Origin of the sequence: Sphingomicrobium sp. XHP0239 (assembly GCF_039555325.1) — a bacterium.
Classification (GTDB): domain Bacteria; phylum Pseudomonadota; class Alphaproteobacteria; order Sphingomonadales; family Sphingomonadaceae; genus Sphingomicrobium; species Sphingomicrobium maritimum.
In genome coordinates, this window is record NZ_CP154608.1 from 700594 (window position 1) to 715375 (window position 14782).

Below are 14782 nucleotides of genomic sequence, written 5' to 3' on the forward strand. Positions count from 1 at the left end.
CAATGATCGGACCTTTCGCCTTCTACCTGTTCGCGAGCCTCGCCATCCTGTCGGCGTTGCTGGTCGTGTTCGCCCGCAATCCGGTGCATTCGGTGCTGTGGCTGATCGTCTCCTTCTTCAACGCGGCGGGGCTCATGATCCTGCTGGGCGCGGAGTTCATCGCGATCCTCGTGATCCTCGTCTACGTGGGCGCGGTCGCGGTCCTGTTCCTGTTCATCGTCATGATGCTCGACATCGATTTCGCGGGGCTGAGGAGCGGGTTCACGAAGAATCTGCCAATCGGGCTTTTGATCGCGCTCGTGCTGCTTGCGGAAATGTCGATCGCGGTACTGGCGAGCCGCGCGGGGCCGGTCATCGCCGATGCGCCGCCGCCGACGCGCCAGAGCAATATCGTGGCGTTCGGCGAGCTTCTCTACGGGCGCTATCTCGTTCCGTTCGAACTGTCGGGGCTCATCCTGCTCGTCGCGCTGATCGGCGCGGTGGTCCTGACGCATCGGTCGCGCGGCGATGCCCGACCGCAGAAAGTCGATCGCCAGAACCGTCGTGATCCGAAGGAGGCGATCCGCATGACGCAGCCGAAGACAGGCGAGGGGGTCGAGCTGTGATCGGACTGGGCCATTATCTCGCGGTCGCTGCGGTGCTGTTCACCATCGGCGTGCTGGGCATCTTCCTCAATCGCCGCAACATCATCCTGATGCTGATGGCGATCGAGCTCATCCTTCTGTCGGTGAATATCAATCTGGTCGCGTTCAGCGCCTTTCTGGGTGATCTGACGGGGCAGGTGTTCGCGATGTTCGTCCTGACCGTCGCCGCCGCCGAGGCCGCGATCGGTCTCGCGATCCTCGTCATCTTCTTCCGTCGCCGCGGTTCGATCGCGGTCGACGACGTCAACCGGATGAAGGGCTGAGACGTGGCGCTTTCGATCCAGCTGATCGTTTTTCTGCCGCTGCTCGCCGCGATCGTGGCGGGACTCTTCGGGCGATACATGGGCAAGATGCCCGCGAAGGTCATCACCACCGGCGCGTTGTTCATCGCCTGCGCGTTGAGCTGGCCGATCTTCCTCGGCTTCCTATCGGGGGCGAACGAGGCGGCCGTCGTTCCGGTTCTCGACTGGATCAATTCGGGCGACATGCAGATCGATTGGGCGTTGCGCGTCGATAGTCTGACGGCCGTGATGCTGGTCGTGGTGACGACCGTGTCGAGCCTCGTTCACCTCTACAGCTGGGGCTACATGGAGGAAGATCCCTCGCAGCCCCGCTTCTTCGCCTATCTGTCGCTGTTCACTTTCGCGATGCTGATGCTGGTGACCGCGGACAGCTTAGTGCAGATGTTCTTCGGATGGGAAGGCGTGGGCCTCGCCAGCTACCTTCTGATCGGCTTCTGGTATCACAAGCCGTCGGCCAACGCCGCTGCGATCAAGGCGTTCGTGGTCAACCGCGTCGGCGATTTCGGCTTCAGCCTCGGCATCTTTGCCTGCTTCCTCGTCTTCAACACGGTCAGCATTCCCGCGATCCTTGCGGCGGCGCCCGGCGAAGTCGGGTCGACGGTCGGGTTCGCCGGCATGAACGTCGATACGCTGACGCTGATTTGCGTGCTGCTGTTCATCGGTGCGATGGGCAAATCGGCGCAATTGGGGCTGCACACCTGGCTTCCCGACGCGATGGAGGGGCCGACGCCCGTTTCGGCGCTTATCCATGCCGCGACGATGGTGACAGCGGGCGTGTTTATGGTGTGCCGCCTGTCGCCCTTGTTCGAGGTCGCGCCCGGCGCGCTCGACATGGTGACCTACGTCGGGGCGGCGACCGCGATCTTCGCGGCGACGGTCGCGCTCGTCCAGACCGACATCAAGCGCGTGATCGCCTATTCGACCTGTTCGCAGCTCGGCTACATGTTCTTCGCTGCTGGCGTCGGTGCGTACGGCGCGGCCATGTTCCACCTGTTCACGCACGCCTTCTTCAAGGCGTTGCTGTTCCTCGGCGCGGGCAGCGTGATCCACGCGATGCATCACGAACAGGACATGCGTTACTACGGCGCGCTCCGGAAAGAGATTCCGATCACCTTCTGGGCGATGATGCTGGGTACGCTGGCGATCACCGGGGTCGGTATTCCGGGCACCTATTTCGGCTTCGCGGGCTTCTTCTCAAAGGATGCCATCATCGAGAGCGCGTTCGCGGCGGGCACGGCGCCCGGCGGGTTCGCCTTCGTGGTCGGGATCACCGCCGCGCTATTGACCAGCTTCTACAGCTGGCGTCTGATCTTCCTGACCTTCTTCGGCAAGCCGCGGTGGGTCGGTTCGGAGCATATCGCACACGCCAGCCACGACGCCGATCACGACGATCCGGCGCACGAGGAGAATGTCGACAGCGAAGATGTCGCGCCGGGTCTCGGACAGGTCGGCACTGCGGATTATCATCCGCACGAAAGCCCCTGGTCGATGCTGGTGCCGCTGATCGTCCTGTCGATCGGCGCGGTGGCGGCAGGTTTCGCCTTTTACTATCCCTTCTTCGGGGTCGAGGAAGGCGCGGAATTCTGGGCCGGCAGTCTGGTCCACAACGAAGAACTGGTCGAAGCGGCGCATCACGTGCCCTTCTGGGTGAAGGCGTCGCCGGCGGTCGTGATGCTTCTCGGTCTGTACACGGCATGGAACAACTACATGCGCGATCCAACCGCACCTTCGCGCGTCGTCGCCAGCACCGGGGGGCTGTTCACCTTCCTCAAGCACAAGTGGTATTTCGACGAATTGTATCATGCGATGTTCGTGAAGCCCTCGCTCGCCATCGGCCGCTTCTTCTGGCGCCGCGGTGACGAGCAGACGATCGACCGCTTCGGACCGCACGGCGCGGCGAGGCTCGTCGACTGGGGCAACGGCCTGACGACGCGCCTGCAGTCCGGCTATCTCTACAGCTATGCGTTGGTCATGCTTCTGGGTCTGATCGCCGCGGCGAGCTGGGCTTTCTGGTGGGCGGGTCAGTGATGGACGGGCTTCCCATTCTTTCGGCGCTGATCGCCATTCCGGCCATCGCGGGCGTGATGGTGCTCTTCTTGGGCGCGAACGGAGCCCGTTGGACGGCGTTGCTGGCGACGCTCGTCAACCTGGCGCTCGGCATTGCCATGTGGCTGGCCTTCGATATCGGCGGCGAGCGGTGGCAGTTCCAGGAATATTGGTCGATCGGCGACGCGCCTCTCGCACCGGCGTGGGCACTCGGGATCGACGGCATCGCGCTGATGCTGATCATGTTGAGCGTTTTCCTGATGCCGATCTGCATCGGGGCAAGCTGGCGCGCGATCCAGCATCGTGTCCCCGAATATATGAGCGCCTTCCTGTTCATCGAGGCGCTGATCATCGGTGTGTTCGCGGCGCAGGACCTCCTCTTGTTCTACATCTTCTTCGAGGGTGGCCTCATTCCGATGTATCTCGTCATCGGCATCTGGGGCGGTGCGGAGAAGATCAAGGCGGCGTACAAGTTCTTCCTGTACACGCTGCTCGGCTCGCTTCTGATGTTGATCGCGATCATCTACATGGTGCTCGAGACGGGTACGACCTACATCCCGACCTTGATGGAGGCGGACTTTCCCGCGGGCGTCCAGTGGTGGCTGTGGCTCGCTTTCTTCGCCAGCTTCGCCGTGAAGATGCCGATGTGGCCGGTCCACACCTGGCTTCCCGACGCGCACGTGCAGGCGCCCACCGCGGGGTCGGTCATTCTGGCGGGCGTTCTGCTGAAATTGGGCGGATACGGCTTCATCCGGTTCAGCCTGCCGATGTTCCCTGACGCCAGCGCGACCTTCGTGCCGCTCGTCTTCATCCTCAGCGGGATTGCAGTCGTCTACACCAGCCTCGTGGCGCTGGTGCAGAAGGACATGAAGAAGCTCATCGCCTATTCCTCCGTCGCGCACATGGCGTTCGTGACCTTCGGCCTGTTCGCCTTCAATCGGCAGGGCATCGAGGGCGCGATGGTCGTCATGCTCAGCCACGGCCTGGTTTCGGGCGCGTTGTTCCTGTGCGTGGGTGTCATTTACGATCGGATGCATACCAAGGAGATCGCGAAGTACGGCGGGCTCGCGAACAACATGCCGGGCTATGCGCTCGTGTTCCTGCTGTTCACGATGGCGTCGATCGGGTTACCGGGCACCTCGGGCTTCGTCGGGGAATTCCTCGCTCTGGTCGGCACGTACGAGATGTCGACCTGGGGCGCGGTCGTCGCGACGACGGGGATCATCCTCGGCGCGGGCTACATGCTCTGGCTCTATTGGCGCATCTGCTATGGCGCCGCGCGGACCGAACAGGCGGCGACACTGGTCGATCTCGACCGGCGCGAATGGGCGTTGCTTCTGCCGATCGCGCTCGTCGTCCTGTGGATGGGCGTCTATCCCGAAAGTTTCCTCAAACCCATGCGCGCCGACGTCGGCTATCTCCTCGAACGGATCGAGCCGAGCGCGGTGCATTTCGACATGCGTCCGACCGAAGGCACGGGAGCGCCCTCGGCGGAAGCCGCAGCGGCTCGATTGGGTGAGACCGAATGAACTATAATTTCGCCGCCATCCTGCCCGAACTGATCCTGATTTTCGGGGAGCCGATCCTGATGCTCACCGCGTCCACGATGGGTGCGCGGGCCACGAAGATCACCACGTTCGGGACCATCGCGCTGCTCGTCGCCGCGTTGATTGCCGCCATCTTCACGACCGAACCGTCGAGCGGCGGGACCTTGTTCCTCGGACTTCTGTCCGCCGACCCCTTCGCCGTATACGGCAAGGTGCTCATCTATGCCTCCGCGATCGTCGCGATCCTTGCCGCGGACCGTTGGTTCGGAAAGGCGGAGGAGCACGGGCCCGAATATCCGGTGCTGATCCTGCTCGCCACGGTGGGCATGAGCGTCATGGTCTCGGCCACCAACCTCATTACCCTCTACGTCGGACTCGAGCTCAACAGCCTGGCTGCCTACATTCTTGCCAGCTATCGCCGCACCGATGCGCGTTCGGCCGAGGCGGGGCTCAAATATTTCGTCCTCGGGGCGCTTGCCTCGGGGATCCTGCTCTACGGCATCAGTCTAGTGTACGGTTTTACCGGCACCACCGCATTCCCCGGCATCGCCGCGGCCTTCGGTCGCGAGGAACTCGGGCTCGGGCTGCTGTTCGGACTCGTTTTTACGATGGCGGGACTGGCGTTCAAGATCAGTGCCGTGCCGTTCCACATGTGGACGCCCGACGTCTACGAAGGAGCACCGACGCCGGTCACCACTTTCTTCGCCAGTGCACCCAAGGTCGCCGCCGTCTTGCTTGCGGTCCGAGTCTGCTTCGAAGCACTGGGTCCGGCGGTGGATGCGTGGCGGCAGATCGTCGTCTTCGCAGCCCTGGCATCGATCTTCCTCGGTGCCATCGCGGCCTACGGTCAGACCAACATCAAGCGCCTGCTGGCCTATAGCTCGATCAACAATATCGGCTTCGTCCTCGTGGGTCTCGCCGCCGGAACGCCCGAAGGGGCGAGTGCGGTGCTTTTTTACCTGGCGGTCTATGTCGCGATGACGCTGGGCGCGTTCCTCGTGGTTCTCAATCTGACCGACGAACAGGGCAATCCGGTCGAGGATATTGGACGGTTGCGGGGTCTATCCACTCATCAACCGGCGATGGCCTTCGCGATGCTCTTTTTCATGTTCAGTCTCGCCGGCATCCCGCCTTTCCTGGGCTTCTACCCCAAGCTTCTCGTCTTCACCGCGGCCGTCGATGCCGGACTGTTCCCGTTCGCGGCCGCGGCGGCGGTGGGGGCGGTCGTCGGCGCGTTCTACTACATCAAGATCGTCAAGATCATGTTCTTCGACGAAGCTAAAGCGAGGCTCTCCAGCTTCAGGGGCGCGGAAGCCGCGATCATCGCGCTTCTCGCGCTGTTCGTATCGCCGGCGGGCTTCCTATTGATCGGACCGCTAGGTGAATGGTCCAACCGGGCAGCGGCGGCGCTGTTCTGAGTAGAATCCGCATCATCGACGTCACCGGGTCGACCAACAGCGACCTGCTTGCCAGCGACACGGCCGCGGAAGGCGACTGGCTGATCACGCGACGGCAGGATGCCGGCCGCGGTCGACAGGGTCGCGACTGGAAGGGGCTCGACGGAAACTTCTTCGGATCGACCCTCGTCGAACTCGAACGCGACGATGCCAAGGCCGCGACTCTGTCGCTGGTCGCGGGGCTTGCGTTGCTCGACGCAGTGGAACTGGCCGCGCCCGGCGCCGACCTCATGCTCAAATGGCCGAACGACCTGATGCTCGGCGATGGCAAGCTGGCGGGCATCCTGCTTGAACGGTCGGGGAACAGGGTCGTCGCAGGGTTCGGCGTCAATCTCGCCGCCGCCCCGGACATCGAAGGCAAGACCACCGCCTCGCTCTCGGAGCGGGTGAAGATGGCGCCGCAGGCGTTCGCTCCGCTGCTCGCCGGTTCGTTCGCGCGCATGCTGGCGGCGTGGCGGTCCTCCCCGACCAGCGCGATCGTCATGGCATGGATGCAGCGCGGGCATCCGATCGGGACGCCGCTGACGGTTCACGACGAGAGCGGTTCGCCGCGCGAAGGCGTTTTCGCGGGCCTCAACGACGGCGGCGCCCTGATGCTCGAAACGCCCGAGGAGTTGCTGATCGTGCGCGCGGGAGACGTCAGTCTCGCCAGCGGCACGTCGAGAGCGTAAGGCGGGCCCATGCTGCTCGCCGTCGATGTCGGAAATACCAATGTCGTCTTCGCTCTCTGCGAGGGTGAGGACGTGCGGGCACGATGGCGGATCGCCACCGATCCGCGCCGGACCGCCGATGAATATGCGGTCTGGCTCAAGCAGCTTCTCGAGCTCGATGGTCTGTCGTTCGACGATGTGAACGCCATGATCGTCGGAACGGTCGTCCCGCGTGCCATCCATAATCTCAACATGCTGGCGCAGCGCTACGTTAAAACCGATCTGATCGTGGCGGGGCAGGGCGATGCGCAATGGCCGCTCGAGATCGACGTCGACGAGCCGCAGAACCTGGGCGCGGATCGTGCGCTCAATGCCGTCGCTGCGCACGCGACCCACGAGGGCGATCTCATCATCATCGATTTCGGAACGGCGACGACGTTCGACGTCGTCGACTATTCAGGCGCCTACAAGGGCGGCGTCATCGCGCCCGGCGTCAATCTCAGTCTTGATGCGTTGGTCGGAAAGACCGCCCAGTTACCCCGTATCGCGATCGAGCGACCCGCCGACGACAGCGTGATCGGAACCACCACGACGGGTCAGATGCTGATCGGCGTCTATTGGGGTTATGTCAGTATGATCGAGGGGCTGATCGCACGCACCCGCGCGGAAATCGGCCGACCTGCCAAAGTCATCGCGACCGGCGGGCTGGCGGCCCTGTTCGACGAGATCGACGGATTGTTCGATCATGTCGATTTCGAACTCACCCTTCGCGGCCTCATTCAACTTCACCAGCAGGCGACCCGCACATGACACCCGGCGACGAACTTCTTTTCCTGGCGCTCGGTGGATCGGGCGAGATCGGCATGAACGTCAATCTCTACGGATGCCGCGGCAAATGGCTGATGGTCGATCTCGGCCTGACGTTCGCCGATCCCTATTATCCCGGCGTCGACCTGATCCTCCCCGATCTCGAGTTCATCGAGGAGCGTCAGGACGAACTGGTCGGCATCGTGCTGACGCATGGGCACGAGGACCATATCGGCGCGATCCCCTATCTTGCCGACGAATTGCAGGTTCCGCTCTACGCGACGCCGTTCACGGCGCGGTTGATCGAGGAAAAGCTGGAGGCAGAGGGGCTGACCGGGCAGGTCGAGATCAACCATATCGATCGGGACGGGCATATCGCGCTCGACCCCTTCGACGTGCGCTTCGTGGCGCTGTCCCATTCGATCCCCGAAGGAAACGGGGTGCTGATCGACACCCCTTACGGAAAGATCTTCCACACGGGGGATTGGAAGATCGACGAAACGCCCGTGCTGGGCACGCCGACCGGCGACGTTGCGATGACCGCGATCGGAGACGAGGGGGTCTTGGCCTTGGTTTGCGATAGCACCAATGTCTTCACCGACGCCCCGTCGGGCAGCGAAATGGGCGTCTACGAAGGCTTGAAAGAAAGTATCGCCGCGGCCAGCGGACGCGTTTTCGTGACCACCTTTGCATCCAACGCCGCGAGGCTGGAAACTCTTGGCCGGATCGCGCGCGAAACGGGCCGGACGGTCTGCGTCGCGGGGCGAAGTCTCGACCGGATCCTCCGCGTCGCGCAGTCGAGCGGATACCTCCAGGATTTCCCCAGCCCCGTCCGGTTCAACGAGGCGATGCAATTGCCGCGAAACAAGGTGCTGATCATCGGCACGGGCGGACAGGGCGAACCGCGCGCGGCGTTGGCCCGGATCGCGCGGGGAGACCACGACATCAAGCTGGCGAAGGGGGACACGGTCATCTTCTCGTCCAAGCAGATTCCCGGCAACGAAGTGGCGATTGGCCGGATCATGAACAATCTCAGTGACCTGGAAGTCGAGATCGTCACCGAGAAGCAGCATCATGTCCACGTGTCTGGTCATCCAGGACGGCCCGAGCTGCGGCAGATGTACGACTGGATCCGGCCCCATATCCTCATCCCCGTTCATGGCGAGAACCGGCACATGCGCGAGCAGGCGCGTCTCGGCGCGGCGAGCGGCATTCCGCACAACGTCTATCAGGTGAATGGCGAAGTCGTGAAACTGGCTCCCGGAAAGCCTGAAAAGGTCGATCATGTGCGCACCGGTCGCCTCGTCCTCGACGGCGACGTGATCCTTCCGGCCGACGGCGATACGATGAACAAGAGGCGCAAGATCGGTCACAACGGCGTGATTGCGGTCGCTCTGGGTCTAGACGCGAAGGGACGCCTGACGGGCGAGCCCGAGGTTCGCGCTCTGGGTGTGCCGGTCGAATCCGACGCCGAGGATTTTGTTGCCGACCTCGCCAACAGCGCGGCCAAGGCGTTCGAACCGCGCCGCGAGCTCGACGATGCGCTGGAAAAGGTACGGATCGCGGTACGCCGCTGCGCCTTCACCTGGACGGGCAAGAAGCCGATCGTCGAAGTGATGGCGGTAGGCGGATAGGAACCGGTCCGTGGAACCCGTCTCGATCCTTGCGATCTTCTTTCTGGTGTTCGTCTTCGCCGCGTTCGTCACCCTCCCGATCGGCGTTCGGACCGATCAGGAAATGGGAGAGGAACTGATCCCCGGACAGGCGGAAAGCGCGCCGCACCGGTTCGATCTGCCCCGGCATCTTGTCCGGGCAGCGGTGATCGCGTTGCCGCTCACCGCGCTGATCGTCGCCAATCTCATCTATGGGTGGGTCACGACCGACATGCTGGGTTTCCCCCGCTTCTAGCTCTTCGGCTCAGCGAGCGCGGCGATCGACCGCCTGCGCCAGCGCCGCATAGAGCTTGCCCATGTCCGAGGACATCAGCGTGACGCCGATGATCGCACCGTCGCGCTCGGCAAGCACGCGGCGAAGCATTGCCTCGAAATCGTGAATGAAGCGGTTTACCGCGCCGCGAAACTCGGGATCATCGTCGTAGATCGAGCCAATCTCGCGGGCTTCGCCTGCCGAGAGCAGCCGTACCGCCTTTCGCGTGAAGACCCCGCGCTCGCCTTTCAGATAGGCCGCCCAACTCTTGTCGTCGACTTCGTCCGACAGGATCTTCTCAACGTCGATCGCGGCGCTGTTCATCGATTCCATCAGGAGGGATACCTGCGCGGCGAACTGCTCGGTCTGGCCTTCGCGCGTGCCATCCTCGATTTCGGCCATGTGGCTTTCGAGCGCGCTGGCGGTCTGGCCGATCGAGAGCATCTGCGCCGACAGCCGGTCGCTCGCCGAGCGGGCCGCCTCGACCGCGCGTTCGGAGGCGCGTCCGACGTCTTCGAGCTGATTGGCGACGACGTCCGCGATGGCGGCCTCGAGCCGGCTTCGCGCTTCGTTCGAGAGATTCTCCGCAGCTTCGGGAATGGCTTGCGCGATCGCTTCGCGCGCGGCCTCGCGGGCGCGTGCCGAAGCGTCCTGCACCTTCGTCAGCGCATCGAGCAATTGCGGCCCTGTCTGTTCCGAAAGGCTCTTCGCATCCTCCTGCAGGATCGCGATCGACTGCTGCAGTTCGGCGAGGCGTTGTTCGGCATCGCCCGCGCCGCGGTCGACTAGTTCGAGCATGGCTGCGAGCGCGGTACGGCTCCCTTCGATCCGACTGCCGGTCGCGTCGAGGGCCTCGTGGGCCCGCGTCGCATTGGCGCGGATGTCGGTCAGTTGGGGCGTGAGAACTTCGCCGGTCGAGACCAGTCGTTCCATGCCGTCCTGCGCACCCCCGATATCACCCGCCAGCTGCTGGTTGAGGAAGGCGGACAGGGCATTGAGCGTTTCGCGCATCCCGCCGGTGCGGGTGGCGAGGCGTTCGATCATGCCATCCTGTTCCTGGGCTTCGGCACGAGTGGCGGCGAGCTGCTCACGGACTTGCGAGAGCTGTGTGCCGATGGCGTGTGCCCGGCCGTCGCCATCGTCCGAGAAGCGGGCGAAGCGTTCCTCGAGCGAACTCAAACCGGAGTCGAGGTTCACGAGCAGCTTGCGCGTTTCCTCGTCCCGGGCGCGCACGTTTTCCCCGAGCTGGGTCAGCGCGCCGTCGGCGTCGCGAACGCGCGCGGCGAGGGCACTGGCCGCATCGTTCGACGATCGTTCGATGCCGCCGCGAGCCTGTTCGAGCAGTTCCTGAACCGCGCCGGCCTGTTGCGCGATGCCGCCCCGGATCTGCTCCAGCGTCGAGGCGGAGCGGGCGAGTAGGCCGTCGACCAGTTCACCGGTCGACCGCTGGGCGGCTTCTACCTGTCCGATGGCCTTCTGGCCGCTGCGATCCAGTTCGTCGAGCTGGCCCGACAGACCTTCGCGGGCTTCGCGCATACGGCTCTCGGTCTCGTTGGTGCGCGCGCCCAGGCTGGCGATCGCGGCTTCGAGCGAGCGAATATCCTCGATCGCGCCCGATCCCGCGCCCTGCAGGCTTTGCGACAGCGACAGGATGCGCTGCTCGGCGTCGGGGAGCGTTTCGACGAGCGCGGTCATGTCGGCGCGGGCATTGTTCGCTGCGGTGTCGAGCGTGACGCCGTGCTGCGCGAGACGCGAGGCGCCATGTTCGAGTTCATCGGCCACGGTGCGCATCCGTTCGGTCGCCTGATCGGCGCGACCTTCCAACTCACCCGCCAGTTCGCCCAATCGGCTTCGGTTGGCGCCAAGATTGGCGCTCATCGAGTGGAGACGCTGGTCGAGCGCCTGTGCTTCGGCGCGCATCAACGCCACCTGCCGCGTGAAGGCTTCGGCCTCGCGGCGGCGCGTACGGCCGAACATCATCCAGACGAGCGCAAGGAGAATAAGGGGTGCACAGGCAATCGCGATAAGCGTGGCGAGCGCGCCGAGGTCGGGCGTCGCGCCGATCTCGGTTCCCGCGACGTAGCCGACGAGCGCGATCCAGCCGAGGCCGAGAACGAGGAGGATGCCGGCGAGCAGCATTCGGCCCGCCGGGGTCGACGGCGTTTCGTCGAACGATGCCGTATACGGTTCGGCATCCCAGTCGACGGGATCGTTTCCTCCGACATCGTTTTCGTTGGGGTCGGGCTCGATTTCTTCCGATCGTTCCTGGGACAAGTCGTCTTCGTAAGCCGGGTCGTCCTGACCAACGTCATCTTCTTCGTGCCCGTCGTCCGGCGAATATTCGGTCGGCCGATGAAGCTCGCTATCCATCATCCCGCCACGAGCTAGTGAGGGTTCGTTCGCCATGTTCGCCTCGAACGGGGGATCCGTGTCGGTCGTGGGTGAGGGAGCCGACAGGCTCGGCTCGCCTTCGTGATCGTCGGCAAAGTCGAAATCGTGTGGAGCGGCGGGTTCGGCGTCGGCGATATAATTCTCGTCGGTCAGTTCGAGCGTATCGTCCGCGCCGCGCGCAGCGCCTTTCCGGACGAAGATCTCTCCGCGCCCCTCATCCTGGCCGTCCACGGTCGGTGGGGCCACGGGGTCGTGCGGATCGCTGTCGGGGTGGCCCGCCGGCGCGACTGCTTCTTCGGCGGGGTGTTCCCGCTCGCCGCGCGCGGTGTCGTCGGGAGTTTCCGAAGGCGATTTGTCGCCGAGTTTGCCACGCAGGGGATGTCCAGTCATGTCCTCCAGACTAAAGCGGATCGGGCGCGTGATAAAGCGATCATTTCCCGTGGATCGGGGCTAGTTTCGGCCGCGCGGGACGGCCATGATGGGCGACGTGGCGGGGAAGCATATGTCATCATCGATCGGTGCCCTCGTGGGCGCCAACGGCGAGAGCAGCGAGGGGCGCCACGCGCTCGTGTCGTTGGGCGGGCAGACTTTGCTCGACATTCAGGTTCGGATGCTGGTCGCCGCCGGTGCCGCGCCGATCGTGGTGTACAGCGAGGGACCGCACAACGCGATCGCGGCGCAGGTCGAACGCCTTCGGGGCGAAGGGCTACCGGTATTTCTGGCCGAGGAGTCCGCCGACGCCGCGACGCGGTTCGCGGCAGAGGACCGGCTTGTGCTGCTGGGTGACGGCGTACTCCCCGATCCGCGCCACCTCGCTTTGCTGATCGAGGCACCGGAGGACGTCATCCTGGCGTTGCCGGACGAGGCAGCGAGCGAGCGGTTCGAGCGGATCGATCTTGAATGGCGATGGGCGGGCCTGGCCCTGACTCGCGGCGAGCGTGTGCGCTCGACCGCTGCGATGGCCGGGGACTGGGATCTGGTGTCGACGATGTTACGGCGCCTGGTCCAGTCGGGCGCTCCGATCGAGAATGCCGTCGGGCCGGAGCAGGACCCTCCGCTGCTGGTCAGCCGCCGGGCCGACATCGGACCCTACGAGGCGCGGCAGGCGAGCGCGGCGCGGGCGGCGCGCCGCGATGTCGTGACGCGCTTCGTGCTGGCGCCGATCGAACGGGCGATCGTCGACCGGCTCGCGGGAACGGGCATTCCGGCCTGGGCGGGGATTGCGCTCGCCTGTCTCTGCTATCAGGCGGCGTTCGTGGCCATGCTCTTCGACCGGCGCTGGATCGCGGTGGCGGCGATCGTGATCGGCCTTCTTCCCTCGCAGCTTGCGGTTCAGTTGGCGGCACGGCGAATGAGAACGTTCGGCCCCGTCGCGCGACAGGTCACGGGTTGGTTCGCCGCCCTCGTGATGCTGGGGCTCGCGGTCATGGGATATGACGATATCGGTTGGCCGATCGTTCCGATTGCCGTTGCCGCGGGAATGTTCGCGCGGATCTACGATCGAGAAACGCACCGCCGCCCGGTAACGTCGAACTGGCGATGGCTGGGCGTCGCTTGGCGGGTGAACATGCTCGTCGCGGTCGTTGCCTTGATTGTGGACCGACCCGCCGACGCGCTGAGCATCCTGATGATGCAGGCAGCGATAGCCGCCCTGCTAGCGCAGAATCGCAGTTGACGACGCATTAACCCGTTCCGCTTAAGAACGGAGCGATGAACGATCCGGGCCCGATCCATGACGACGTACTGCCGCTGAAAGGCGCAGCCGACGCGCGCGGGCGGCTCGTCGCGGCGGACGAGGGTCTGTATGCCTTGCAGGCAGCGGCGGGGGCGCGGCTCGGTGAAGCGATCGCCGTCCCGCAACTTGCCGCCGTGGTGCGCGAGGCGATCCAGCGGCGGCGACCGCTTCGCCGGGCAATCATCGCCGCGTCGGTCAACGAAGACCTCGAATTGCGCGTCCATGTTGCCCCCGACGAAGAGGGTGGCGTCGAGATCACCGTCGAAGATTGGCGCGCGACCCCGCGGGGCGAAGCGCGCTTCACCACGATCCGATCGGCCGATTGGGAAGTGGATCTGCGGGTGCGGATGGTTGCGATCGATCCAGATCTGGCTCGGCGGTGGGACGTCGATGCGACCACGCTGCCGCGACCGATGACCGATGTGCTGACCCTGAAACCCGCGTCGGACGGAAGTCTGGCCCTGATCGACGCTCTATCATCGGGAAAAACTTTCGACGTTCAGGATGCGGTGCTGAAGCGGACCGGCAGAGCGGTCGCGTTCGCGGGTACGCCGGTCACAGGCGCAGAAGAGGGCGAAATTACCGGATTTGCGCTCAAACTGCTTGAGGATGAAGGCGCGCTTTCGGACCAAGAGGATGGAATCGATGCGACGTTACGGTCGCCGCTCGACCGCATCATCACCGCGGCCGACCAGATCGTCGACCGGTCCGACGGGCCGCTGCGATCCGATTATGCCAATTACGCGGGTGATATCGCGACCGCGGGCCGGCATCTCCTGTCGGTCATTCGGTCGATGAGCGGAATAGTGGAAGGGAAGGGCGCCACCGACGCGGTCGATCTGGCCGCACTGGCGCAGGAAGCAGCCTCGATGGTCAGCGCCGAGGCTCGCCGCGCGGGGGTCGAGGTGACGATCGAGGAAACCGACGGGGCGATCCGCGCGCGGGGAGAAATGCGGGCTATTCTCCAGATTCTCGTCAATATCGCGGGCAATGCCATTCGGCACAGTCCCGAGGGTGGCGTCGTCGCGCTGAGCTTCGAGGAAACGGATGCCCACGTGGCGGTGACCATCGCCGACGAGGGCCCGGGGATCGCACGAGCGGACCAGGTCCGCATTTTCGACGAATATGAGCGACTGGGGCCGGAGGACCAAAACCACGCAGGTCTCGGGCTCGCCATCTCGCGCCGCCTTGCGCGATCGATGCGCGGCGACATCATGCTCGACAGTGTCGAGGGCGACGGCGCGCGCTTTACCCTGAAGCTGCCGCGCGCCTGACGC

At 64.6% G+C, this 14782-nt stretch carries 12 protein-coding genes; 11 read left to right on the forward strand and 1 reads right to left on the reverse strand.

Going from position 1 to position 14782, the window contains the following annotated elements; genetic code table 11:
* Positions 1-2: 2 nt before the first annotated feature.
* The 9 genes from WJT74_RS03610 to WJT74_RS03650 are packed head-to-tail and all read left to right on the forward strand — an operon-like array spanning position 3 to position 9361.
* On the forward strand, positions 3-605 hold the full coding sequence (locus WJT74_RS03610; protein ID WP_343346970.1) for an NADH-quinone oxidoreductase subunit J: 603 nt from the start codon (positions 3-5) through the stop codon (positions 603-605).
* Positions 602-907: an NADH-quinone oxidoreductase subunit NuoK gene (gene nuoK / locus WJT74_RS03615; protein WP_343346972.1), complete on the forward strand. Its 306-nt coding sequence runs from the start codon at positions 602-604 to the stop codon at positions 905-907. The genes WJT74_RS03610 and nuoK overlap by 4 nt, the downstream gene beginning before the upstream one ends.
* A gap of 3 nt (positions 908-910) precedes the next feature.
* The gene (nuoL, locus tag WJT74_RS03620; protein ID WP_343346975.1) at positions 911-2974 is read left to right on the forward strand and encodes an NADH-quinone oxidoreductase subunit L; all 2064 of its coding nucleotides are present in this window, start codon (positions 911-913) and stop codon (positions 2972-2974) included.
* Entirely contained in the window at positions 2974-4521 is a 1548-nt protein-coding gene (locus tag WJT74_RS03625; protein WP_343346978.1) for an NADH-quinone oxidoreductase subunit M, read from the forward strand. Before nuoL ends, WJT74_RS03625 begins: the two co-directional genes overlap by 1 nt.
* Positions 4518-5957, forward strand: coding sequence for an NADH-quinone oxidoreductase subunit NuoN (gene nuoN, locus WJT74_RS03630; RefSeq protein WP_343346981.1), 1440 nt, complete (start codon positions 4518-4520; stop codon positions 5955-5957). The genes WJT74_RS03625 and nuoN overlap by 4 nt, the downstream gene beginning before the upstream one ends.
* Positions 5924-6667 (forward strand): biotin--[acetyl-CoA-carboxylase] ligase, encoded by a 744-nt coding sequence (locus WJT74_RS03635; RefSeq protein ID WP_343346983.1) that lies wholly within the window; start codon positions 5924-5926, stop codon positions 6665-6667. Before nuoN ends, WJT74_RS03635 begins: the two co-directional genes overlap by 34 nt.
* A gap of 9 nt (positions 6668-6676) precedes the next feature.
* Positions 6677-7456, forward strand: a complete 780-nt coding sequence (locus WJT74_RS03640; protein ID WP_343346986.1) for a type III pantothenate kinase — start codon at positions 6677-6679, stop codon at positions 7454-7456.
* On the forward strand, positions 7453-9087 hold the full coding sequence (locus WJT74_RS03645; protein ID WP_343346988.1) for a ribonuclease J: 1635 nt from the start codon (positions 7453-7455) through the stop codon (positions 9085-9087). Before WJT74_RS03640 ends, WJT74_RS03645 begins: the two co-directional genes overlap by 4 nt.
* A gap of 10 nt (positions 9088-9097) precedes the next feature.
* On the forward strand, positions 9098-9361 hold the full coding sequence (locus WJT74_RS03650; RefSeq protein ID WP_343346990.1) for a DUF1467 family protein: 264 nt from the start codon (positions 9098-9100) through the stop codon (positions 9359-9361).
* Positions 9362-9370: 9 nt separating this feature from the next.
* On the opposite strand, the gene WJT74_RS03655 is transcribed toward WJT74_RS03650, so the two are convergent.
* Entirely contained in the window at positions 9371-12160 is a 2790-nt protein-coding gene (locus tag WJT74_RS03655) for a hypothetical protein (RefSeq protein WP_343346993.1), read from the reverse strand.
* Between the two features lie 85 nt (positions 12161-12245).
* On the opposite strand from WJT74_RS03655, the gene WJT74_RS03660 reads away from it, so the two are divergent.
* Together WJT74_RS03660 and WJT74_RS03665 are read left to right on the forward strand one after the other, a co-directional pair.
* Positions 12246-13445, forward strand: a complete 1200-nt coding sequence (locus WJT74_RS03660) for a hypothetical protein (protein ID WP_343346996.1) — start codon at positions 12246-12248, stop codon at positions 13443-13445.
* 35 nt (positions 13446-13480) lie between these two features.
* Complete coding sequence (locus WJT74_RS03665; protein ID WP_343346999.1) at positions 13481-14779, forward strand: sensor histidine kinase; 1299 nt, start codon at positions 13481-13483, stop codon at positions 14777-14779.
* Positions 14780-14782 lie beyond the last annotated feature (3 nt).